At 46.2% G+C, this 25504-nt stretch carries 17 protein-coding genes and 2 rRNA genes; 3 read left to right on the forward strand and 16 right to left on the reverse strand.

Annotated elements, in window-relative coordinates:
• Positions 1-38: 38 nt before the first annotated feature.
• The 8 genes from CKQ84_RS06185 to CKQ84_RS06220 form a co-directional block, all read right to left on the reverse strand.
• Entirely contained in the window at positions 39-1475 is a 1437-nt protein-coding gene (locus tag CKQ84_RS06185; protein ID WP_105250534.1) for an AAA family ATPase, read from the reverse strand.
• A gap of 18 nt (positions 1476-1493) precedes the next feature.
• Complete coding sequence (gene aroB, locus CKQ84_RS06190; protein WP_105250535.1) at positions 1494-2570, reverse strand: 3-dehydroquinate synthase; 1077 nt, start codon at positions 2568-2570, stop codon at positions 1494-1496.
• Between the two features lie 9 nt (positions 2571-2579).
• Positions 2580-3095, reverse strand: a complete 516-nt coding sequence (aroK, locus tag CKQ84_RS06195; RefSeq protein ID WP_006083542.1) for a shikimate kinase AroK — start codon at positions 3093-3095, stop codon at positions 2580-2582.
• A 216-nt stretch (positions 3096-3311) separates the two neighbouring features.
• Complete coding sequence (locus tag CKQ84_RS06200) at positions 3312-5363, reverse strand: type IV pilus secretin PilQ (protein ID WP_105250536.1); 2052 nt, start codon at positions 5361-5363, stop codon at positions 3312-3314.
• A gap of 21 nt (positions 5364-5384) precedes the next feature.
• Complete coding sequence (locus CKQ84_RS06205; RefSeq protein WP_105250537.1) at positions 5385-5900, reverse strand: pilus assembly protein PilP; 516 nt, start codon at positions 5898-5900, stop codon at positions 5385-5387.
• Positions 5900-6523, reverse strand: a complete 624-nt coding sequence (locus tag CKQ84_RS06210; protein WP_105250538.1) for a type 4a pilus biogenesis protein PilO — start codon at positions 6521-6523, stop codon at positions 5900-5902. Before CKQ84_RS06210 ends, CKQ84_RS06205 begins: the two co-directional genes overlap by 1 nt.
• On the reverse strand, positions 6520-7104 hold the full coding sequence (locus CKQ84_RS06215) for a PilN domain-containing protein (RefSeq protein WP_105250539.1): 585 nt from the start codon (positions 7102-7104) through the stop codon (positions 6520-6522). The genes CKQ84_RS06210 and CKQ84_RS06215 overlap by 4 nt, the downstream gene beginning before the upstream one ends.
• Positions 7092-8171, reverse strand: coding sequence for a pilus assembly protein PilM (locus CKQ84_RS06220; protein WP_105253014.1), 1080 nt, complete (start codon positions 8169-8171; stop codon positions 7092-7094). The genes CKQ84_RS06215 and CKQ84_RS06220 overlap by 13 nt, the downstream gene beginning before the upstream one ends.
• Positions 8172-8359: 188 nt before the next feature.
• Between CKQ84_RS06220 and CKQ84_RS06225 the strand changes: the two genes are divergently transcribed.
• A complete protein-coding gene (locus tag CKQ84_RS06225) occupies positions 8360-10894 on the forward strand; it encodes a penicillin-binding protein 1A (protein ID WP_105250540.1) in 2535 nt (844 codons plus the stop codon).
• 101 nt (positions 10895-10995) lie between these two features.
• Here CKQ84_RS06225 and argH read toward each other — a convergent pair whose 3' ends face one another.
• The 5 genes from argH to argC all read right to left on the reverse strand — a co-directional run bounded on the left by argH (position 10996) and on the right by argC (position 16482).
• Complete coding sequence (argH, locus tag CKQ84_RS06230; protein ID WP_105250541.1) at positions 10996-12363, reverse strand: argininosuccinate lyase; 1368 nt, start codon at positions 12361-12363, stop codon at positions 10996-10998.
• A 108-nt stretch (positions 12364-12471) separates the two neighbouring features.
• Positions 12472-13710: an argininosuccinate synthase gene (locus CKQ84_RS06235; RefSeq protein ID WP_105250542.1), complete on the reverse strand. Its 1239-nt coding sequence runs from the start codon at positions 13708-13710 to the stop codon at positions 12472-12474.
• 59 nt (positions 13711-13769) lie between these two features.
• Positions 13770-14675: an ornithine carbamoyltransferase gene (locus CKQ84_RS06240; RefSeq protein ID WP_105250543.1), complete on the reverse strand. Its 906-nt coding sequence runs from the start codon at positions 14673-14675 to the stop codon at positions 13770-13772.
• A gap of 12 nt (positions 14676-14687) precedes the next feature.
• On the reverse strand, positions 14688-15470 hold the full coding sequence (gene argB / locus CKQ84_RS06245) for an acetylglutamate kinase (RefSeq protein ID WP_105250544.1): 783 nt from the start codon (positions 15468-15470) through the stop codon (positions 14688-14690).
• Between the two features lie 31 nt (positions 15471-15501).
• Positions 15502-16482, reverse strand: coding sequence for an N-acetyl-gamma-glutamyl-phosphate reductase (argC, locus tag CKQ84_RS06250; protein ID WP_105250545.1), 981 nt, complete (start codon positions 16480-16482; stop codon positions 15502-15504).
• 623 nt (positions 16483-17105) lie between these two features.
• Here argC and ppc point away from each other — a divergent pair.
• On the forward strand, positions 17106-19775 hold the full coding sequence (gene ppc, locus CKQ84_RS06255; protein ID WP_105250546.1) for a phosphoenolpyruvate carboxylase: 2670 nt from the start codon (positions 17106-17108) through the stop codon (positions 19773-19775).
• Positions 19775-20320 carry a DUF1439 domain-containing protein gene (locus tag CKQ84_RS06260; RefSeq protein ID WP_105250547.1) on the forward strand — a complete coding sequence of 182 codons (546 nt, stop codon included), beginning with the start codon at positions 19775-19777 and terminating at the stop codon, positions 20318-20320. Before ppc ends, CKQ84_RS06260 begins: the two co-directional genes overlap by 1 nt.
• A 91-nt stretch (positions 20321-20411) precedes the next feature.
• Here CKQ84_RS06260 and CKQ84_RS06265 read toward each other — a convergent pair whose 3' ends face one another.
• The 3 genes from CKQ84_RS06265 to CKQ84_RS06275 all read right to left on the reverse strand — a co-directional run bounded on the left by CKQ84_RS06265 (position 20412) and on the right by CKQ84_RS06275 (position 25145).
• Positions 20412-21686: a CinA family nicotinamide mononucleotide deamidase-related protein gene (locus CKQ84_RS06265; protein ID WP_105250548.1), complete on the reverse strand. Its 1275-nt coding sequence runs from the start codon at positions 21684-21686 to the stop codon at positions 20412-20414.
• A gap of 301 nt (positions 21687-21987) precedes the next feature.
• Positions 21988-22103, reverse strand: a 5S ribosomal RNA gene (gene rrf, locus CKQ84_RS06270).
• Between the two features lie 139 nt (positions 22104-22242).
• Positions 22243-25145, reverse strand: a 23S ribosomal RNA gene (locus CKQ84_RS06275).
• Positions 25146-25504 lie beyond the last annotated feature (359 nt).

Here is a 25504-nt window from a genome sequence, read left to right on the forward strand (position 1 = left end):
GAATGCCGACAAAAATAAAGGCCATGATTGTACTCTGTTTATTCTGAAATTTCACGATTTGAGAGACTTTCTTCTACTTGATAATCTTTCAAATCGGCCCATTTTCTGACCCAAGGTTGCTCAAAACGATACTCCTTAACCAATTGAGCCGCCGCATTCGAAGCCAATTTGCTACTGCTGTAGTGACCAACGAGAACAACCCACCGCTGTTTATACTTTGCGACTCGAACACCCTCGACATTCTCAAGACTCTTTAATGTCGAACGCAGGGTATCTAACTGAGCAACACTCGCTATTTGTACGGTATAACCTTTAAGTGGCTTTTGCGGTTCCAAAACTGTTTTATCAACCTTTGCAGCCTCTGGCGCTGGAGACTGAACATCTACCATTTTAGCTTGAGGCTCTGCATCCACAGTTGGCTCATCATCACCAAAAGACTTGCTACTCACTTCACCAACACTCACTAAGGCTGCATCATCAGGCTCTGGATGTGGTGCCTCACCATGAAATTCACTTAATGGATCGACAGCCTGTTCTGTTTTGGCTTTGGATGTATCTAGTTCGTTAACTTTCACGGTTACGGCCGCAAACTTTAATTGTTCAGCGCGCAGAGCAAAATAGGGGGCTAAGATTTTTTGCCCATAGGACAAGAAAGCGGGTGAATCTATCGCAGGAAAAGTCGCAGCCTCTAGGGCTTGCTCTTCAGAAAATGGTTGAGTAACACCAAGCCAAATACCTAGCGCTAACAACATGCTCACAGCTGTCACCATCACAGCTTTATATTTCATCCAAGAAGATGTTTTCTCTTGCGGGCTATGCAAGGCTTTATCTAACAGATTGACCACTTCTTGCGGCGTACCCGTTTGCTTCTCGAGCTGACTGCGTACGATTTCCCTTGGCGTAAAAGGGTTTTGATCGTTGTATCTCAGCAATGTTTGATACAAAGCTTCACGCTCTGGCATGGTTAACGGCTCAATACTGATAGGCAATATTTGCCGCCGCAATTGCTCGGGTAATTGTGGCAATAGGTCCGCTAAGAATGCCGGTGGAACCGTGAGCGTGACGGCAATATTCTTACCCGCACACTGAATTTGATTGAGAATAATACACTCAGCCCATAGCGCCTTAGGCAATAAATGCGCATCATCGATAATGATATGTAGGGGTTTAGTTTGCGTGCTCGCAAGCCGCAACAGAGTATCGGCGAGGGGAATGTCGTCGTCAAAAATAGGGGATGAAATTAGCTGGACTAGAATTTTGCGGCGTATCTCAGCGTTATCGGCATGCATAGGACAAATCACAAATGCCGCATTTGACTCGTCAAAATCGGTCGCTAATCCGGTAACTAAGGTCGTTTTTCCTGAACCGCTGACACCAGAAAGCACCAGTAGCTGATCGCTATAACTGGCAACATGATGCATTCTTTGTATGAGGGCTTCCTGAGAAGGAAGCAAGACAGAACCCTGAAACGTCACTCGCCCACCACACAGTTTTTATGCGCAGCGAATAACCTGTTCAAGGGTAGATTCTGTGACTTGACTAAACACATCCGCGCGGCCTATTGCCGTTGGGAGCACCAGTCGAATCTGACCACCTAAAACTTTTTTATCGCGTCGCATATGTTGAATGAAACTGTCGAAATCCATAGATTCCGGCGCACTCACTGGAAGATCAAAAGCTTGTAGTAACTGTATGATACGACAAACGATTGACTCATCGATAAGCCCCAGTGCCTTAGCTGTTTTAGCAGCAAGGACTGTGCCAGCTGACACGGCTTCACCATGCAGCCAATTACCGTAGCCCATTTCGGCTTCAATCGCGTGACCAAAGGTATGACCCAGATTCAACAAAGCACGCACGCCCTGCTCAGTTTCATCTTGGCTAACCACATCGGCTTTAATCTCACAGCAACGAGAGATAGCATAAACTAATGCTTCGGCATCTAAGGTTTTTAGCGCCGTTACATTATCTTCAAGCCATTGAAAAAAATCAGCATCCCACATGATGCCATACTTGATGACTTCCGCCATTCCCGCCGCAAACTCGCGCGCTGGAAGCGTATGTAAACATAAAGTATCGATAAGCACGATTTGTGGCTGATAAAAGGCCCCAATCATGTTTTTACCAAGAGGATGGTTAACAGCCGTTTTACCGCCGACGGAAGAATCCACCTGCGACAATAAAGTTGTCGGAATTTGAATAAAATCGATCCCACGTTGATAACATGCCGCGGCAAAGCCCGTCATATCACCAATCACGCCGCCACCCAAAGCCACCAGCACAGAATCTCGACCATAGTTTTGCTGCAGCAGTGCAGTAAAAATAGTATCTAGATGTGCTAAGTCTTTGAATTGTTCGCCATCGGGAAGGATAACACTCTCGACCTCACCAAACGAAGCCATCGTCTCTTGTATCTGTGTAAGATACAAAGGCGCGACAGTTTCATTGGTGACGATAAGAATACGTTTTTTAAGCAGGTAGCGAGACAAAGTCTCGCCATCACTCATCAAATTCTGGCCAATGTAAATGGGATAACTACGTACACCTAAATCAACCTGAATTTGCTTCATAAATTCTGCCTAAAAACCTAATTGCTCAATGATCTGATTTGCGACGATCTTTGCGCTTTGATCATCGGTTTTGACAATCACATCGGCAATTTCTTCGTACAATGGATTACGGATCTCTGCAAGATTCTCCAACACTTCTCGAGGATCATCCACTTGCAATAATGGGCGTCGCTTGTCTCTTTGAGTACGAGCAACCTGTTTGTCGATAGTGGTTTCCAGGTAAACCACAATGCCACGAGCAGACAGATGATTACGGATATCTTTGCTTTGTACTGAACCACCACCGGTGGCAAGGACGATACCTTGTTTCTCAGACAAATCAGCAATAACCTGAGCTTCACGACGACGGAAGCCTTCTTCACCTTCGACGTCAAACACCCAAGCAATATCAGCGCCTGTGCGTTGTTCAATCTCTTGATCCGAATCGTGGAATTCTAAATGCAGCATTTGCGCCAGATGGCGACCAATTGTGCTTTTACCTGCGCCCATAGGGCCTACCAGAAAAATATTACGTTTTTCAGCCATTTCTTGTACGTCTGAATCTTATTGAAAAGTATGCCTATATCGACTCAACATCAAGCCGACCTATATGTTACCTTGCTCTTATGAGACTTGACCGAGGATTATCTCAGCTTAGGGTCTACTATGGCAAGCCATGTGCGCTATTTATGCAAAGAATTGTATTTCAGTAATAATAAAGCCAGCAATCACTGCTGGCTTTAGTCGATACATAGCAAGTGCTTAGATCTTCTCACCGACTATTTTGGGGGTTACGAAAATAAGTAGCTCTTGACGCTCATTTTTGTCTGTTGTGTTCCTAAACAGGAAACCGACTAAGGGAATGTCGCCGAGAATAGGGACTTTACTCACACGGCTGATCAAGTTTTGCTGATAAATACCACCAAGGACTATGGTTTCACCGTTATCAACTAGCACTTGAGTGCCAATACGTTGGGTATCGATGGCGACAGCGGGGCCCGTTGGTGTGTCAACCGTCTTGCCCTGAGAGTCTTGGGTGATTTCCAAATCTAAAATAACGCGGTTATCTGGTGTAATTTGTGGTGTAACTCGCAAGGACAACACGGCTTTCTTAAAAGTGACCGAGGTTGCACCGCTTGAAGTCGACTGCACATAAGGTATCTCCACACCCTGCTCAATATAAGCCGCCTTTTGGTTAGAGGTAGTAATACGAGGGCTGGCGATAATTTCACCTTTATTTTCTTGCTCTAACGCACTCAATTCCAAATCAAGAATAGTACCATCTGCCAACTTAGCAACGTGGAATGCGATACTTGTTGGATTGGTCACTGCCGCAGGCAAATTAACGTTCAAACGTTGGTCAGGAGTTGGAATGATGCCGTTGGCAATACTCTGGGCACCTTCTAATGTACCTGAGGTTCCCTTACTGCCCTGCTGATCCGTTACGCCCCAACGTATACCTAAGTCTTCAGAGACATCATCTTTGACCGTTACCATACGTGACTCGATCAGTACTTGACGAATAGGGATATCGAGTACTTCGACTAAACGATGGATGTTCTCAATCGTTTCTGCCGTATCTTTCACAAGTACAGTGTTGGTACGTTCATCGACCGCGACTGAGCCGCGTGGCGAGAGTAAACTAGAATCTGCGCTTTTCAGCAGCTCAGCAATGTCGATCGCTTTGGCATAGTTAATTTGCAAGTACTCAGAATACAAAGGTGCTAACTCTTTAACTTCTTGCCTATTTTTGAGATTTTGGCTTTCACGAATAGCCAACTCTTCGCTCGGTGCCACCATTAAGATGTTGCCTTCGATACGTTTATCTAGGCCTTTGGTTTGTAGAATCAAATCTAATGCTTGGTCCCAGGGCACATCATCCAATCTCAAGGTGATGTTGCCTTCAACAGTATCACTCGTGACTAAGTTAAAATTGTTATAGTCAGCAATGATCTGCAAAACAGTACGTACAGGGATATTTTGAAAGTTAAGCGACAAAGTACGGCCATTGTATTTTTTAACATCTTTCTTGGCGGCAACTCTCTCAACTTTATTCATCGAGAGTCTAAAGAGATTATCCTCTTGCTTGTAACTGAACTCATATTCCCCAGCAATATCAACTAAAATGCGCGTTGTTAGATCTTCTTTAAATGTCTCGAAGCTTTTTACTGGCGTTGAAAAATCTTTCACATCCATAACATAAAGCAGATCACTATTAATATCAGTGTTATATAACTTAACTTCGAGTTTAGCGCCCACTTGCTCAACGTTAACGGCAACCGAGCGGTTATTCAAATAAACCAATAACTCACCGCCACCATTTTCATTACGACGAAAATCGATATTTTTAATGCTGTTAACGAAGGGATTCTCTGTCTGAGTCTGAGCGCCCGTAACCTCATCATTAATAGTGAGTCGATATGAGTTGCCCATGACTGAACCTTGGTAAGGTTTCACTTTGGACATACCTAAGGTGACTTTAAGACGAGTATCTTGCTGCTCAGTCATCATGTCAGTTACACCGACTTGATTAATAGGTAAGCGATCCTTAGATAAACCAGAAATACTATTCTCAAAGGTTAATACGAGCTCTGCAGGCGAGGCATTAGAGTCAATAACTGGCGGTGTTACCGCTTCTTCAAATACCAACTCTAGCTCTAACTGATGGTCAACCAAGGCATGGTACTTAACATCCATTAATCGGTTTGCAGCATAACTCGATGGCAAAATTCCAAATACCAATGCGATCCCAATAACAGACTTGATTAAGCCTGAAGAAATTAACGGGACTTTTATCGCGGCAGAAGATTTCATTATTCCCTCATCCTTCGCTCGTTATTCTCCAGAAAGTTCTAAATTGCTCGTCCTTTCGGACCAACAACCTGAACCATCTGGAATTAATTCTACTACTTCGACATTTTGTGAAGTAACTTTAGAAATGCGTCCATTAAACAGACCTAAATACTCACCAACGCCCATCCGATAAACACTGCCGTCATTTGTTTCAACTAACGCCCAAGTTGTATCGGCTTCACTTAAGGTGCCACGCATTTTTAAATTATCTAAAGGATAAGTTTCTAATCGTCCTTTTCGACGCTTTAAGTCCGGTTGTAAACAATCTTTGCTGGTATCAACAACTTCTTCCGTTAACTCACGCGAAGGTGGTACAAAAGGGCTACGCATTAACTCGGCTTGATAGGCAAAGTGCTCAAATCTTGGCGGCTCTTTCAAGGGCGGGATATGAGCAACATGTTGCGCTTTGGTTGTAGTAACAAATAGCTCTAAATCACTACGATCGCCAACACAACCCATTAAAAAAAGACTCAAGGCTAACAAAGGTAAGAATTTCATTATTTCTTCCCCTTATTAGCAGGTTTTTCAGGCGGTAATTCAGCCCCTTCTTTAAAGCGGTATGTCTTGGCTAAGATATCCATTGCTAAGTTGCCGGCTTCATCTCGCTTAATGGTGAAATCATGGAGGCTAACGATACGCGGCAGCTTAGCGACACCACTCACCATACTACCTAGCTGATGGTAATCTCCCGTCACAGACATTTTAATTGGAAACTCAATATAGAAATCCCGCTGAATTTCGGCCTCCCAATTCAAACTATTAATTTTGAGTCCTGCATCCGTAGCCACAAAAGTTAAATCGTCTAGCAAACCTGGCATTTCATTTTCAGATGGCAGCATCTTCAGTAACTCTGCAAACTGTACTTCCATCGTCGCTAGCTGATCTCGGTAGAGTTTTAAATTTGCCGCAAGTTGATACTTATTCTTGAAATCATCTCTGAGCTGCACTTCTTTATCTTGCTCTGCGGTATAAATATCTACCGAATCGGAGACGACCAAGAAATATCCCGCAGCAAAAACACAAAGTGCTAAAAGGATCGCGAAAAAGGTTTTAACTTGATTTGGCCAACCACCAATATTTTCAAAGTCGATATCATTAAATTGACTTAGATCGAGTTTCATTTACTCGCTCCTTTTGTCATTTTCTCAGGCTCATCTACACTCGCGCCTTTAATAGTGACTCTCAAACTAAAACGCTGTAATTGCCGTAACTCTTCATTTTGGGTCACGATCGATTGCATATTAGGATCGGTTAACCATTCGGAAGTTTTCACTTTTCGCATCATGTTGGCGACGTTATTGTTCGATTCACTACGCCCTTCAATCAGCAACAAACTGCCCTTTTTCTCTAGGCTAGACAGATATATTCCTGGAGGTACAATTCGAACAAGCTCATCTAACACGTGAGTAGGCAAATTACGGGATTGCTGTAGATTAAGAATAATTTCTGTACGCCGCTCAATATCTTTCTTACGTTCAGTAATTTTCTTGATCTCAGAAATTTGTGTTTCAAGCAGACTGATTTCCGACTGCAAATAAGCATTACGTGCTTTTTGCTCATCTGTCATAACATCTAATAAAGATACTGCGACATAGACTAAAATCGCCGACGCTAAAAATACTGCCGCTAAAATACCAATATAGTCGCGCTTTTGTTTTTCTCTCGCCTCTTCTCGCCAAGGGAGTAGGTTTATGTTCGCCATTGACCGTAACTCCTCAATGCTAAGCCACAAGCAACCATATATTTGCTGATTGTAGGTTGCAGCGCACTTTTAACCGACTCATCGGCATGCAAACACCCTTGAAAAGGATCGGCGATAATAGTGTGAACACCCAATTCATTTGTCAGTAAATTAGCCATACCTTCTAATTTAGATGTCCCACCGCATAATACGAGGTAGTCGACTTTATCTTTACCGCTGGAAGTGCAATAAATCTGTAGCGTACGTTTTATTTGTTGTAATAGCTGAGTTTGAAAAGGTGACAAAACTTCAAACATATAATTTCGTGGTAAGTCGCCTTCAATCTTTGCTTTCTCAGCTTGATCATAAGACATGCCATAGAAGGATAATATTGACTGAGTAAATTGCTCACCACCGAAAGCTTGCTCACGAATAAAAGTCGTCTCACCCGATTCAACCACAGAGAAAGTCGTCATATTCGCGCCGATATCAACCATAGCGACGGCTTTATGTTTCGCTCCTTCTGGAAGCTGAGCCAGAATTAACTCGGCAGCTCGACCTAAAGCGTAACCTTCAACATCCACCACTTTAGCCTCAAGTTCCACGCTATCCAGCGCATCGACTCTGACATCAATATTATCAGTGCGGCATGCGCTCAACAGCACATCAACTTTAGTAGGATCGGTACTGTTTACGTTTAGCGTTTCAAAATCTATGCTGACTTCATCGAGTGAATACGGAATAAGGTTATCGGCTTCAATTTCTATCTGCGCTTCCATTTCTTCTTCACTAAGGGAAGCATCCATGTAGATCACTTTCGTCATCACAGCAGAACCCGAAACAGAAACAGCGGCATATTTAACGGATTTAGGTAGGCTACGTTTTATTTGCTTAAGGCATTCAACAACGGCATCAGCATCACGAATATCATGATCGTTAACGGCCCCCTTCTTAATGGGTACCGCGGCATGACTCAATATTTTGTATCCGTCAGCAGTCTTACTCAACAAAATGGCCTTAACTTCATGGGAACCGATATCGATTCCCACCATCTGCGGAGCCTGACGCTTCCATAAATTTGAAAGCATATCCATTGTCACTTTTTTATTTATATTTCAGTAAAAGAGATTAGCACAAAATCAACTTGTTATACTTACTTGTATCGAATGTTTCATCATTTTACAAATGCTATTTTGTGAGCCTCACGTTTTTACTTCACCAAGACGTGTGCGCCTTATATACTGTCGCACTTAACAGAACATTAGGATAAATTTTGGTGAAGTGGTTAAAACGTATTGTTATAGCACTATTCAGTCTAGCCCTTTTGGGCGTAGGCGCCATTGTGGCAGCATACTTTTATGTTTTGCCGGATTTACCGGATGTTTCAACACTAAAAAATGTGCAACTTCAAACACCTTTACGTATTTACAGTAGTGACGGCAAACTTATTTCTCAATTCGGTGAGAAACGTCGCATTCCACTAACGTTAGACGAAGTGCCAAAACCTCTGCTACAGGCGTTTATCGCAACCGAAGATGCCCGCTTTTATGAACATGGTGGTATAGACCCTGTTGGCGTGCTTCGCGCCGCATTAGTGATGTTGACCACTGGTGAGAAAAAGCAAGGTGCGAGTACGATTACCATGCAGGTCGCACGTAACTTCTTCTTAACCCGAGATAAGACTATTATTCGTAAAGTGAAGGAGATTTTTATCTCCTATCATATTGAAGAGTTACTCACCAAAGATGAAATTTTAGAGCTCTACGTAAACCGCATTTACTTAGGCCAACGGGCCTACGGCGTTGGGGCAGCTGCACAAGTGTATTTCGGTAAAAACGTGCAAGAACTCAGCTTATCTGAACTGGCCGTTATTGCAGGCCTACCCAAGGCGCCCTCTACACTCAATCCAATCACGTCACCTTCGCGTGCATTAGCTCGCCGTAATGTCGTCCTCATGCGGATGAATGAAGTCGGCTACATCAGCCAAACCGAATACCAAGCAGCACTACAAGAGCCATTGGTGGCCAGATATCATGGCGCTGAAATTGATCTCTATGCCCCTTATATTTCTGAAATGGCTCGGGATTACATGGTACAGAAGTACGGTGAAGAAGAGGCCTATACCAATGGCTACAGCGTCTATACGACTATCTCATCGGATCTACAACTTAAAGCTCAACAGGCACTGCGTAATAACGTCTATGCCTATGATGAACGCCATGGCTACCGTGGTCCTGCTGCCGTGTTGTGGACGGACGAAAAACCTGAACCTGCTCAAATCAAAACTGAACTAGCCAAGATTGCTTCAGTACAAGAATTGCAACCCGCCGCAGTCATCAGCATTGCAGATCAGCAAGCCAGTATAATGACCGCCAAGGGCGAGACCAAAGTCATTACTTGGGATGGATTGAAGTGGGCACGTAAGTTTATTACTGATAAGCGTCAAGGCAGTGTACCGAAATCAGCTTCTGACATGCTCAAGGTCGGCGAGCGTATTTGGATCCGTGATAACGGCCAATATTTGCAACTATCGCAAGTACCAGAAGTCGCCAGCGCAACAGTATCACTCGACCCCAAAAATGGTGCTATTCGCACTTTAGTTGGTGGTTATAGCTTTAGCCAAAGCCAATACAACCGAGTGACTCAAGCGAAACGTCAATTAGGTTCGAATATTAAACCTTTCATCTATGCCGCAGCATTAGAGAAAGGCTTTACCTTAGCGACCCTCATAGACAATGCGCCAATTAATAAACCCGATATCAGCCAAGGCACTGCATGGCGCCCTAAAAACTCACCCGATATCTATGGCGGCCCCACTCGTTTACGTGTGGGTTTAGCGCAATCTATTAACGTTATGTCTGTGCGTGCAATGCGACATGTCGGACTCGACGAAACCATTGCTCAACTTGTTGAATTTGGTTTTGATCCTAACGACTTACCTCGCAACGAATCGATTGCATTAGGTTCGTCTTCAGTCACGCCATTGCAAGTAGTTACTGCATTTAACGTATTTGCTAATGGCGGTTTCTTACTCGAACCTTTCTATATTGATCGCGTAGAAGATGCTTACGGCAATGTTATCGAAAAAGCGAACCCTACATTGGCCTGTAAGCCTAGCCAAAGTCTTAGCCAACCAGTTACACCGAGCGATCCTATGGCGTTCAGCGTAAGTGGAGACTCTAGTGCTGAACCTAGTGCCCCCGTTGCCCAGTGTTTCGAACAAACTGGTCGCTACGCTCCGCAAATTATTTCAGAGCAAACGGCATTCCTCATTACCGAAGCACTGAAGAGCGTGATCTGGGGCGGCGGCGATTGGAGTAAAGGCACGGGTTGGCAAGGTACGGCTTGGCGCGCGGCAAAATTGATTAAGCGCCATGATATTGCAGGTAAAACGGGTACCACAAACGAATCGCGCGACACTTGGTTCAGTGGTTTTAGCCCAGTCATCACTAGCACTTTCTGGGTCGGTTTCGACGATCACGGTCGCCAACTGGGCAGAACCGCATGGAATGCAAACGGCGAAAAAGATCAGATAACTGGCGCCGAAGCGGGTGCGAAAACAGCTGGTCCGGGCTGGAACGAGTTTATGAACAGTGTCTTACAAGGCACACCTGAAACAACCTCGATTCCACCAGAAGGCATAGTTTCGGTACGCATCGATTTAGCGACGGGTAAACTGACCCGTAAAACTGACTATACCAGTGCGTTCGAGTACTTTATTTCAGGTACAGAGCCGAAGGAATACATCAGCGAAACTCAGGATGAAAACAATTTATTCATCGATGCACCAACCGATGATTTATTCCAATAAACAAATGCTAAAAAGTCATTACCACTAATTGTGGCCCAATAAAAAACGCGACCTAACGTCGCGTTTTTTATTAGCTTGTATTGTGGATTTGAATAACTCGCTTAACGTGCTTTCTTAGCAGCAATCGCCTGCTGAATTTGTGGCAATGCAGTACCACCGAGCACGTCACGTTTCGCTAAACAAGCTTCAATAGTCAGATTTGGATAGACATCATCTTCAATGATAGCGGCAAAAGTTTTTAATTCGGCCAAAGAGAATTCCTCCAGCGGAATTTGCTTCGCTATCGCAGCAACCACGACTTCACCCACAACATGGTGCGCCTCACGGAACGGCATGCCTTTAGACACGAGATAATCCGCAAGCTCAGTAGAATTTGCATAACCTTGCTGTGCCGCTAACAGCGCATTAGGGCGATTGACCTTCAAACCTGACAACACTAACGCCGCCATATCGAGGCAAATGGCCCAGCTATCGACCACGTCAAACAGGCCTTCTTTATCTTCCTGCATATCTTTGTTGTACGCCAAAGGCAGTGCTTTCATCGTAGTGAGAATACCCACTAAGCTGCCATACACCCGGCCGGTTTTGCCACGGATAAGCTCTAATGCGTCTGGATTTTTCTTCTGTGGCATCAGGGATGAACCCGAGGTCACTTCATCACTCAGGGAAATAAAGTTCGCTTCACCTGAGTTAAAGAAAATCAAATCTTCAGCCATACGGCTTAAGTGCATCATGCTGATCGATGCGGTTGAACAAAGCTCTACCACGTGATCTCTGTCTGATACGCTATCTAAGCTATTCAGCGTTGGCGAGGCAAAATTCAGCGCCGCGGCCAGAGCATGTCGATCCATCTTATAAGCTGTGCCTGCTAATGCTCCAGAACCTAAAGGGCAAGTATTCGCGCGGGTTAACGCATCGCTTAAACGGCTGATATCCCGCTCAGTCATTTCCACATACGCTAAACACCAGTGGCCAAATGTCACAGGTTGCGCGCGCTGCAAGTGAGTATAACCCGGCATTACCGCATCAAATTCACGCTCAGCCAACGCCAGTAATTCAGCATGTAAACCTTGAAGGCGCGCGAGTAATGCTTTGCCTTCGGATTGACACCAAAGCTTTAAATCGGTAGCAACTTGATCGTTACGGCTACGACCGGTGTGCAATTTCTTACCGAGATCGCCCACTTTGGCAATCAAGGCCGACTCAACGAAACTGTGAATATCTTCGGCGCCCGAGGCAAGAATAATCGCCGGATCGCCCTGTACTTCCACCAGTAAGTCATTAAGCGCTTTTTTCAAGTCACGGCATTCAGTTGCCGAGATAATTCCCACGCTGGCGATCGCATCCGCCCAAGCGATGGAGCCGACCACATCCTGTTCGAACAAGCGATAATCCACAGGCAACGAATCGTTGAATAATTTGAATAGCGCGCTCGTTTCGCCCTGAAATCTTCCACCCCATAAAGCCATGCTAACTCCCCTTACTCACTGCTTATTTGAAATCGACTCATCTGAATCAAAAACTAAATCAAAACCTAAAAACAAAAAAGGGCGCTAGGCGCCCTTTTACACGACCTCTTACTTAGACTTTACATCGTTAGCGTTGAGTGCGCGGATGCGGCTCGCCAATGAGTACAGGCGGATAAAGCCTTCGGCATGTTTTTGATCGTACACTTGATCTTCACCGAAAGTAGCAAACGCTTCAGAGTACAAGCTGTTAGGTGAACGTTTCTTCACTGCGCTCGCTTGGCCTTTGTAGAGTTTAACCACAACTTCACCGTTAACTGATTCAGCCAGTGACTCAGATGCTGCCAGCAATGACTTACACAGTGGCGTGAACCAACGGCCGTCATACACTAAATGCGCCATTTGTGCGGCAACTTGCTCACGCCAGTTACGGCTGGTTTTGTCGAGTACAAGCTCTTCAATTGCACGTAGTGCTGCGAACATCACAGTGCCGCCGGGTGTTTCGTAACAGCCACGGGACTTCATGCCGACTAAACGGTTTTCGGTAATGTCGATACGACCCACACCGTGTGGCGCAGCAATGGCGTTTAATGTCATCAGTGCAGCATAAGGCGTTAGGGCTTCACCATTCACTTTAGTGATACGGCCATGTTCTACTTCTAGCGACACATATTCAGGCTTGTTCGGTGCATCTTCAGGATCAGCAGTCAGTGTCCATACGCCTTTGCTTGGCTCGTTCCATGGATCTTCTAACTCACCACCTTCATGGGAAATATGGAAAGCGTTGGCATCACGGCTATAGATTTTAGTCGCTGACGCTGACGTCTTGATGTCACGTTCAGCTAAATAGGCCAGCAGATCTTCACGGCTCTGCATAGTCCATTCACGCCATGGTGCAATCACTTTTAAATCAGGCGCTAATGCAGCGAAGCAACCTTCGAAACGCACTTGATCGTTCCCTTTACCGGTACAACCGTGACACAGAGCATCGGCGCCCACTTTACGAGCCACTTCAACCTGCGCTTTGGCAATAATAGGACGCGCCATTGACGTACCGAGTAAATAAGTGCCTTCGTAAATCGCACCGCTCGCAATCGTTGGGTAGATATAGTCTTTAACGAATTCTTCTTTTAGATCGACGATATGACATTCAGAAGCACCTGAAGCTAAGGCTTTTTCAGTCAAGCCAACCAGCTCTTCTTCGCCTTGGCCAACGTCGGCGCAGAATGCGATGATTTCACAGTTATCGTAGTTTTCTTTTAACCAAGGAATAATGGCCGAGGTATCTAGACCACCTGAATAGGCTAAAACCACTTTTTTCACGCCAGTATTTTTGTTCTCGATAGACATCTTAAATTCCTATGACTCGTTTCTCTCAAGGAGAAAACAGGCTGCTAAACAGGGTTAATTTAACTAAATAAGGTTACCAGTACCGCATTTTGGGCATGCATCCGATTTTCGGCTTGTTGCAGAATTAAGGAGCCTGCACCGTCCATCACTTCATCTGTTACTTCTACACCACGGTGGGCAGGCAAACAATGCATAAAGAAGTTAGCGCCCGCTTTCGCCATCAAAGCTTTGTTTACTTGGTATGGTGCAAACTTCGCTTTGATATCCGACAAAGGCGTTGGATCGCCCATTGAAATCCAAGTATCAGTATAAATAGCGTCGTGACCTTCAATCGCATCGATATCTGAAGTCAGCACTATCTTGCCGCCATATCGTTTGGCGAGCTCTTGCACTTCTGCCACTACGTAGCCATCAGGAAAGTGACCCGCCGGGCAGATCACTGTCATGGTGGCACCGAGAATAGCCGCACAGTACATCAGCGAGTTAGTGACATTATTACCATCACCAACATAAGCTAATTTAGCTTTACTGACATCCTCAAACTGCTCTGCCAGAGTTAAAAAGTCAGCTAAGGCTTGGCAAGGATGATAAAGATCCGACAGCGCATTGATCACGGGCACTGAGCCGAACTCGGCTAATTGTTCGATAGTGGTGTGTGAATAGGTTCTCGCCACAATTGCGTCGGCCCAACAGGATAGGTTAGAAGCAAAGTCAGCAACCGATTCCCGTTTCCCCAGCTCACCATTTTGCTGGTCTAGGTATAAACAGTGGCCACCGAGCTTATTAATACCGATATCAAAGCTAACGCGTGTTCTGAGTGAGGGCTTTTCAAATAACATCACCACACTCTTGCCATCCAGCGCATGACGATACTCAGCCGGATTGGCTTTAATCGTTTTTGCCAAGGCAATTAGATCCTGTAACTGCTGCTGGGTTAAGTCTTTTATCGATAGTAAATGCTTCATAACCTACTCCACTTATGGTTGGATTTGTGTTCCTACGGCTTCACCTTTTGCTAATGCGATTAATTGGCTTGCATCACGCCACGAGGCAACTTGTACCGCCTGCCCCATCCACTGCGCGACTTCGAGCGCAGCTTCAACTTTGACCTTCATTCCTTTTTCGATCACACCTTGCTTAACAAGGTCTGCTATCTGCTTGCCATTTAAACTGTGGATGAGCTGGCCTTTACCATCGAGCACCCCAGATACATCCGACAGTAGCACTAACTTGCCGCCCACTAATTTGGTTAAGGCCGTTGCCGCTTGGTCTGCATTGACGTTAAGCATTTGGCCATCGTCCATCATGGCGATGGAGCTACAAATCGGCATCCAACCTTGGGCGAGGATAAACTTAAGATAAGTGCCATCGTTTGGCGTAACTTCGCCCACTAGGCCTAAACGCTCATCTTTAATCTTAGCCGAAACAGTATTGCCATCGGCAAGGCTCATGCCCACACTCACAATGCCAGCCTTAGTCGCTGCGCCTTGAAGAATTTTGTTCGAAGTGCCCGCAAGTGCGCCGGCAATAATCGGCATTTGCTCGGGCGGAGTCACACGTAAACCTTCTAACTTGACGGTCTCCATACCGTTTGCTGCTAACTGCTCATCCACCAGACAGCCGCCGCCATGTACCATCAACACTTTCTGACCATTGGCTAACATAGCCGCAGCCGTATCCATCAATCGCGCCATCCCCATTTCACATTGCAGCAGCGCGCCGCCCACTTTAAGCACTAATACTGAGTTGTTTGTAGACATCTTGACGACTCTCTTAAATAAGGATGAACAATTAAAGGTTAAAATGAATCTTTATGCATTGCAGCGCTTGGCTGGCAGCACCTTTCATCAAGTTATCGATGGCACTGGCTACCACTAAGTAACCGCTATTCTCATCAAACTTCCAACCTAAGTGACAGTTAGGTGTCAGCACCACATCGTCTACTTTCGGGAACTGATTGTGCTTCACGGTGACCAATGGCGCCTTGTCATACACACTATAGGCCGCGGCCACATCGGCAGTCGTTGTGCCCGGTTTTAGCTGTACGGTAATGGTCGCTAAAATGCCACGCTTAAAGTTGCCAAGGTGCGGGGTAAATATCACTTCTTGACCAAGCTGAGTGGCGATCTCGGGTTGATGTCTGTGGCCTAATACGCCGTAAGGTGTCAGGCTCACTTCACAAAAACTGGTGTGTAACTGCGCTTTACGGCCCGCACCTGTTACGCCGCTCACGGCATTGATCACCGGATAAGCCGATGTCAGTAAACTCGCTAGCGGTTTTAACGCTGTCAATGATGCGGTCGGGTAACAACCTGGCACGGCAATCATCTTAGTCGCAGCGATTTCTTTAGCATTCCATTCGGCAAGGCCATACACGGCTTTGGCTAAAACTTCAGGATATTCATGCTCAAAGCCATACCACTTCGGATATTGCGCCACATCACTGAAACGATAGGCACCACTTAAATCGAATACCGCTAACCCTTGGCTATAAAACCAAGCCGCTAAATGCAGGCTCACCGAGTGCTCAGTCGCGAGCACTACTGCATCGGCTTCGGCAACGATTTTTGCCTTAGCTTCATCGGACAATGGCGACAACGTTAATGCGATATGGCTATAGCTAGGATACAAATCCGCTAAAGGTTTACCTTTATCTAAACTGTTTTCAGAAACATACAACCCTTGAATCGTCAGTTCTGCTTCTGCATGGATTAAAGCGGTCAGTTGCGCGCCTGTGTAACCACTGGCACCAATAATGGCGATATTTTTCATGTTTTTTGTCTTATTAACCGAATCAAAGAAACTTAAAGAGTAGATGAATAGCTTACACGCAACCGCGCATATCTATGATGACAAGACTATCGTCGCAGGAAATCGTAATAGGTTGTTATTTTATTCACTGTCAGGCTAATACTGTGCATCATGATATTCACTCTACAGGTCACAGGGGGTGACTCATCTCAACTGATGGCTAGACTACCACAAAGATCTACTTATGCAATATATGTGAATATATATTTTTAATTTATTTTCATCTTTTAAGCTCAAATTAGGATATCGAAGACACAGTTCCCATTCAGCTAACTCGTTAATAACACAGTTATCCAGGGTCAACATGAGTCAAAATCAGTCCTTTTCATTAACAGCTAAGATACATGTCTGCAAAGCATAAAATGATGCACTTCATATTCACTTGCACTAATCATCAAAAAATATTGCGTAACTTCGCATTTCTATTGAATATTCTTCATCAAATACCGTGATTGGTTGCATATCGGATAAGCCAGTCGTATAAGTTATAAGTTCTGCTGTTGACCATAGCCCCAAGTGATAGGTATTGTGCTAACGGGCTAAATGCACAGCGGAATTTTCATGTTTTTCTATTCGGAGTAACTATGTCAGTAACCATGGCAGACAATATGACAGATATGTATGCGTCATTAAGATCGAACGTGAGTATGTTAGGCCAAATCCTTGGCGATACTATGCGTACCCATCTTGGGGACTCTTTTCTTGAGAAGGTTGAACAGATCCGTAAGCTTGCCAAAGACTCACGCCGAGGCGATCAAGCCGCCAGAGAGCAAATGCTCGAGTTACTGACAGCTTTGCCAGACGAAGAATTAGTCCCTTTTGCAAAAGCTTTTAACCAATTTCTTAACTTAGCTAACTTATCCGAGCAATTTCATACTATCAGTCGTAATTGTGACGAACTTGTCTGCGTGCCAGACCCAGTGGAACAACTCCTAGGACGCATGCTCAATGGTCGTGTCGACCAAGCTAAAATGCTCGACTGTCTAAAAACACTGGATATCGATCTGGTACTAACAGCGCACCCCACTGAAATTTCCCGTCGTACCCTGATCCAAAAATACGCCGCCATTGTCGACTGCTTAACAGAGCAAGAAAACGACCAACTGTCGGATAGAGAACGTCAACAGATCAATCTGCGCCTGCGCCAATTAATCGCGCAAATATGGCACACCAATGAGATCCGCCGCGAGCGCCCCACTCCAGTGGATGAAGCCCGCTGGGGATTATCCACCATTGAAGAGTCACTCTGGCATGCGGTGCCTGACTTCTTAAGACAACTTAACGACCGAGTGCAGCAACGCACAGGGCAGCAATTACCGATTGATATCGCGCCAGTGCGCTTTTCAAGCTGGATGGGCGGCGATCGCGATGGCAACCCGTTTGTTACCGCAAAAGTCACCCAAGAGGTGCTCGATCGTAACCGCCATGCCGCCGCCAGATTATTCTTAAAAGATATCGTGCTGCTGGTCGGTGAACTGTCGATGGAAGAAGCCAATGATGAGTTAAAGGCTTATACCAATAACAGCTGCGAACCTTACCGCCACGTGCTGCGATCTATTCGTCAAAGACTGCGTGACACCATAGATTATTTAAATGCGCGCATCGAAGGCCACAATCCTGAAGTCGATAAGTCGAGCCTGATTTGGCAAGAAAGCGATCTCAAAGCGCCGCTAGAAATGCTCTATAAGAGTTTAACCGACTGCGGTATGCGCTTAATTGCCAACGGTTTATTGCTCGACATTCTCCGCCGTCTCGCCTGTTTTGGCATTCATATGCTCAGACTCGACATTCGCCAAGACGCCAGCCGTCACAGCGATGTGCTCGCCGAGTTAACCCGCTATCTCGGCATGGGTGATTTCAATCATTGGGATGAAACCGAGAAACAAGCCTTCCTATTACGTGAACTCAGCAACCGTCGTCCACTGATCCCAAGTAACTGGCAACCCTCGGCCGATGTGGCCGAAGTGCTTAATACCTGTCGTTTGATTGCTAAACATCCGGCAAAAGCACTCGGATCCTATGTGATTTCGATGGCAGGTAAACCATCGGATGTCTTAACGGTTTTACTGTTACTCAAAGAAACGGGCTGTTCGCACCCAATGCGTGTGGTACCGCTGTTTGAAACCTTAAGTGACTTAAACAACGCCGCGGCCTGTATTACCGATTTGCTCGATATCGACTGGTATCGTGGTTACACCAAAGGCATGCAAGAAGTCATGATTGGTTACTCTGACTCTGCTAAAGATGCCGGCGTAATGGCGGCGGCTTGGGCTCAGTATTACGCTCAAGAGCAGTTAGTGGCGGTCTGTAAACAAGCAGGCGTCAAGCTTACGCTATTCCATGGCCGTGGTGGCAGCATTGGTCGCGGGGGTGGTCCTGCACACAAAGCAATCCTATCGCAACCTCCAGGTTCGGTAGATGGCCGCATTCGTGTGACTGAGCAGGGCGAAATGATCCGCTTCAAGTTTGGCTTGCCAAAACTCGCGGTTCAAAGCCTGGCCCTGTATACCTCGGCCGTATTGGAAGCAACCCTATTACCACCGCCAGAGCCGAAGCAAGAATGGCGCAATTGCATGCAACGTATTGCAGAAGAATCCGTGGGTGCTTACCGTGGCATAGTGCGTGATGAACCTGATTTTGTGGCTTATTTCCGCGCGGCAACGCCAGAAGTGGAATTAGGAAAACTACCACTCGGCAGCCGCCCTGCCAAACGTCGTGTCGATGGCGGGATTGAAAGCCTACGGGCAATTCCGTGGATCTTTGCCTGGTCGCAAAACCGTTTGATGTTACCCGCATGGCTTGGCGCCGGTGAAGCACTTCAAGCCGCCTGTGAACGCGGTGAAATGGGCTTACTGCAAGAGATGGAGCGGGAATGGCCCTTCTTCAGCACTCGTATTTCAATGCTGGAAATGGTCTACGCCAAGGCGGAACCTAATTTGGCCCGCTACTACGAAACCTGTTTAGTACCTAAGGACTTGCATCACTTAGGCGAAACCTTGCGCCAACGCTTAGATCTGGGCATTAAAGTCGTGCTTGAGCTGACAAAATCGGATAGTTTAATGGCGCATACACCGTGGAATCGCGAATCAGTTAAACTGCGAAATCCGTATATCGATCCATTAAACTTCTTACAAACCGAGCTATTAGCGCGGACACGTAAGGAAACAACCGAAACTCCTGCGTCTGAACATGTACAGTTAGCGCTAATGCTGACCATTGCAGGTGTGGCAGCGGGTATGAGAAACACTGGTTAATGAAAAAACTTTCCCGCACGATTTGCTTAGGACTGACTGTACTGCTTGGCGGCTGCGTCTCGCAGTACAGTATCAGCGAGCACGAAATGGAGCAGTACCTCAGTAAAGAGATCCATTTTGAGATTAAACAAGGCAATCAATTAGTTGGCGCAGAAGTGCGCATTAACGACATCAGTGTCAAGCTAGGTGTAAAACCTGACACTATGAGCGTAAGTGCCGCAACTCAAGTATCAATTAAGAATCCGATCTTTCCATTGAGCGCCAAACTCACTACGACTTTCGAAGCCAAGCCTTGGTATGACAGCGCAACGCACAGTGTCTATCTGCGCCAACTCGAATTAGTCAAAGTGGAATCAACGCCCAAGGATATTGAAAAAGCGATTAGCAGTGCCACACCGCAGGTGATGGGTTATCTAAGGCAATTCTTAGAAAGCCAGCCTGTGTATGTACTGGATACCAAGGACAGTAACCAAGCACTGATGGCAAAAATGACCGAAAGCATTCAAGTTGCCCCAGGCAAATTAGTGCTTAAGTTCACTAAATAATCTGCCATTTTTGCATCTCTGTAGAAGTTAAAATGCTCCCGAGGGAGCATTTTTGTTGGCGGGCATAAACGGATATATACCCGTATAAGAGTTACTTACTGAATCGCCCAATCGACTGATAATCGACGATCACAGCTTCAGCTAAAAGCTCACGTCTTAGCATATCGTAAGCCACAGCAGCACTTAAACTGCGTACCAGATCCCGTGAACGTCTCGGTAGTTTAATCATCTGACTATAAACACCGCCGCGAGTTGCTAAAGCGATCGCCACAGTGCCCACAGGTTTCTCATCTGTGCCACCATCGGGCCCCGCAATTCCACTGGTTGCCAGCGAATAATCACTGTCTAAAATTTGCCTTGCCCCCTTAGCCATTTCTTCTACAGTCGCAATGGAGACAGCACCATGATCATCTAAGGTTGAAGGATTAACACCTAACACACGCACTTTAGATTCATTACTATAAGTCACTAATCCGTGCTGTAAGTAAGATGAACTGCCAGGGAAATCAACTAACTGACTGGTGATCATGCCGCCAGTGCAAGACTCGGCAACGCTTAAGGTCAAGCCTGAGTTAAGTAGCTTATAATGAATTTCTTCGGCAAGAGTGGCTTTATCTTCCGCGACAACCGCAGTACCTAGCACCATTTTGATGTGCCCAGCGACGCGAGGTAATACTGCAATCGCCTTCTCGCCACGGGCGAAAATCTTAATCTCAATATGCGGCATAGAAGAGCGGTAACCAATAGTAATGCCTTCTGGCAGCTCTAGCGGCTCTAACTTATCTGCCAAAGCGGACTCACCTTGACCTATGGTCAATAGTTTCTTTAAGGCGACCTTAGCATCAAGGTTAAACTCTTCCCGAATAAAGGGCACAAACTGCTCTGTAACCATGTGTTTCAGCTCAAAAGGCACACCAGGCGTAAAGAATAACCAAGCGCGGTTAAGCTTAACTCTAAAGCCACAAGCGGTTCCCACTGGGTTATCAACCATCACAGCTGAGGCTGGCAGCATAGCTTGCTTGAGATTACTTAAAGGCATTTCACGGTTATTACGGGTAAACCACTCCTCTAAACGCTCACGCCACTCCGCATTCTCAACCAATGGTTCGCCCTTCGCCTTCGCCATCGCTAAAGCAGACATATCATCACTCGTCGGCCCGAGACCACCATTAACGAGAATCACATCTGCATGTAAGCTACGTTCTTGGAAAACCGCAATCAGATCCTCGAGGCGATCGCCGACTGTTACTCGACGCTGGATCTCGACACCATGCTCCATCATAGTACTGGCAAACCAAGCGGCGTTGGTATCAACAATCTGTCCCGCCAACACCTCTTCTCCAGTGCAAATCATCTCTAACTTCATCTCAGATCCTTATCTACCCCAATAAATTAAAACATAAGGTAAGTAACCGCTTAACTAATAGCAATAGCTAGGCTCGATCGAGAACCAAGATAGCTATAGCAAAATCGGAGCATTGACAAAATAACCGAACAAATAATCGACAACCATTACTTATTATTGATGTCATGAAGAGTGTAAGGAGAGAAAAATAGGAGGAAAACTGACTAATTAAATAGACACTAGGCTGGATTGTACAAATTACAGACGCAAAAAAGCCAGCTTATTCAGCTGGCTTCGTTACATCTCAATGAGATAATTAGGCGCTTGGCGATGACCTACTCTCACATGGGGAGACCCCACACTACCATCGGCGCGTTTGCGTTTCACTTCTGAGTTCGGGATGGGATCAGGTGGTTCCACAAGGCTATTGTCACCAAGCAAATTCTGTTTATTACCGTGTCCATCTCTGGCTCACGTTAATAATAATTCGGAAAGCTGATTTTCTTTGTTTGAGTTCAAACTTTATCAAGTATCTGTATTCTGTCTAAGGCTTCTTTGTAAAACCCATCTGGGTTGTATGGTTAAGCCTCTCGAGTCATTAGTACATGTTAGCTCAACGCCTCACAACGCTTACACACCATGCCTATCAACGTCCTAGTCTCGAACGGCTCTTTAGAGGAATTAAATTCCTAGGGATGACTCATCTTAGGGCTCGCTTCCCGCTTAGATGCTTTCAGCGGTTATCGATTCCGAACGTAGCTACCGGGCAATGCCATTGGCATGACAACCCGAACACCAGCGGTTCGTCCACTCCGGTCCTCTCGTACTAGGAGCAGCTCCCTTCAATCATCCAACGCCCACGGCAGATAGGGACCGAACTGTCTCACGACGTTCTGAACCCAGCTCGCGTACCACTTTAAATGGCGAACAGCCATACCCTTGGGACCGACTTCAGCCCCAGGATGTGATGAGCCGACATCGAGGTGCCAAACACCGCCGTCGATATGAACTCTTGGGCGGTATCAGCCTGTTATCCCCGGAGTACCTTTTATCCGTTGAGCGATGGCCCTTCCATTCAGAACCACCGGATCACTATGACCTACTTTCGTACCTGCTCGACGTGTATGTCTCGCAGTTAAGCTGGCTTATGCCATTGCACTAACCGTACGATGTCCGACCGTACTTAGCCAACCTTCGTGCTCCTCCGTTACTCTTTGGGAGGAGACCGCCCCAGTCAAACTACCCACCAGGCACTGTCCCTAATCCCGATAAGGGACCTAGGTTAGAACATCAAAACTACAAGGGTGGTATTTCAAGGACGACTCCATCATGACTAGCGTCACAACTTCAAAGTCTCCCACCTATCCTACACATGTAGGTTCAATGTTCAGTGCCAAGCTATAGTAAAGGTTCACGGGGTCTTTCCGTCTAGCCGCGGGTATACGGCATCTTCACCGCAATTTCAACTTCACTGAGTCTCGGCTGGAGACAGCGTGGCCATCATTACGCCATTCGTGCAGGTCGGAACTTACCCGACAAGGAATTTCGCTACCTTAGGACCGTTATAGTTACGGCCGCCGTTTACCGGGGCTTCGATCATGAGCTTCTCTTGCGATAACCCAATCAATTAACCTTCCGGCACCGGGCAGGCGTCACACCGTATACTTCCTCTTGCGAGTTTGCACAGTGCTGTGTTTTTGATAAACAGTTGCAGCCACCTGGTATCTGCGACTCCCGTCAGCTTAGAGAGCAAGTCTCATCACCAACAGGAGCGTACCTTCTCCCGAAGTTACGGTACCATTTTGCCTAGTTCCTTCAGCCGAGTTCTCTCAAGCGCCTTGGTATTCTCTACCCGACCACCTGTGTCGGTTTGGGGTACGATTCCCACTAACCTGAAGCTTAGAAGATTTTCCTGGAAGCATGGCATCAACTACTTCAGTCCCTTAGGACCTCGTCATCAGCTCTCAGTGTGTACATTAAAGTACGTGTCCCCGGATTTGCCTAAGAACACCACCTACCACCTTAAACGCGGACTACCAACGCCGCGCTAGCCTAGCCTTCTCCGTCTCTCCATCGCAGTTAGCGGAAGTACAGAAATATTAATCTGTTTCCCATCGATTACGCCTTTCGGCCTCACCTTAGGGGTCGACTCACCCTGCCCCGATTAACGTTGGACAGGAACCCTTGGTCTTTCGGCGAGGGGGTTTTTCACCCCCTTTATCGTTACTCATGTCAGCATTCGCACTTCTGATACCTCCAGCGTGGGTTACCCCTTCACCTTCAACGGCTTACAGAACGCTCCTCTACCGCGCACAGTAAACTGTGCACCCGTAGCTTCGGTGACTAGCTTAGCCCCGTTACATCTTCCGCGCAGGCCGACTCGACTAGTGAGCTATTACGCTTTCTTTAAATGATGGCTGCTTCTAAGCCAACATCCTAGCTGTCTAAGCCTTCCCACATCGTTTCCCACTTAGCTAGTACTTTGGGACCTTAGCTGACGGTCTGGGTTGTTTCCCTTTTGACGACGGACGTTAGCACCCGCCGTCTGTCTCCCGAGTAGTACTCATTGGTATTCGGAGTTTGCAAAGGGTTGGTAAGTCGGGATGACCCCCTAGCCTTAACAGTGCTCTACCCCCAATGGTATTCGCTCGAGGCGCTACCTAAATAGCTTTCGAGGAGAACCAGATATCTCCCGGTTTGATTGGCCTTTCACCCCCAGCCACAAGTCATCCGCTAATTTTTCAACATTAGTCGGTTCGGTCCTCCAGTTGATGTTACTCAACCTTCAACCTGCCCATGGCTAGATCACCGGGTTTCGGGTCTACACCTTGCAACTAAACGCGCAGTTAACACTCGGTTTCCCTACGGCTCCGCTATTCGCTTAACCTCGCTACAAAATGTAAGTCGCTGACCCATTATACAAAAGGTACGCAGTCACGGTCTCAAGAACCGCTCCCACTGCTTGTACGTATACGGTTTCAGGTTCTATTTCACTCCCCTCACAGGGGTTCTTTTCGCCTTTCCCTCACGGTACTGGTTCACTATCGGTCAGTCAGGAGTATTTAGCCTTGGAGGATGGTCCCCCCATATTCAAACAGGATGTCACGTGTCCCGCCTTACTCGTTTTCATCAATGGTTAGTTTTCATGTACGGGGCTATCACCCTGTGCCGCTGCGCTTTCCAACGCATTCCACTAACACCCCACTGACTTAAGGGCTAATCCCCGTTCGCTCGCCGCTACTAGGGGAATCTCGGTTGATTTCTTTTCCTAAGGGTACTTAGATGTTTCAGTTCCCCTCGTTCGCCTCGCAACACTATGTATTCATGTTGCGATAACAGCTTATGCTGCTGGGTTCCCCCATTCGGACATCGTTAGCTCAAATGCTTGTTACTAGCTCGCCAACGCTTTTCGCAAGTTACTACGTCCTTCATCGCCTCTGACTGCCAAGGCATCCACCGTATACGCTTAGTCGCTTAACCATACAACCCAAATGAGTTTCACTCACCTGCGCCGCATTGCGACCAGCTTGGTTTTACTTGTCTCACTTCTGACCAAAGAAGTGGACGCGCCTTAGACGTAAACTATTCAGCAAAGAATAATTTACTATTGAATATTCAAGACACTTAATAAAGTGTTTGAGAACTCATGTTCAATGCTTTCGCATTAAACGTTTTGTAATTAATCACATGACAGACTCATGTAATTAAATACTATCAGCTTTCCAAATTGTTAAAGAACAACATCTACCTGCAAGAGGGATGTTTCGCTCTGACTTCTCCTGAGAGAAGCTAAACAAGCAATCTGTGTGAACACTCAACAAACATTAAGTTAGTCGTAT

It is taken from the genome of Shewanella sp. WE21 (assembly GCF_002966515.1).
Lineage (GTDB): Bacteria > Pseudomonadota > Gammaproteobacteria > Enterobacterales > Shewanellaceae > Shewanella > Shewanella oncorhynchi.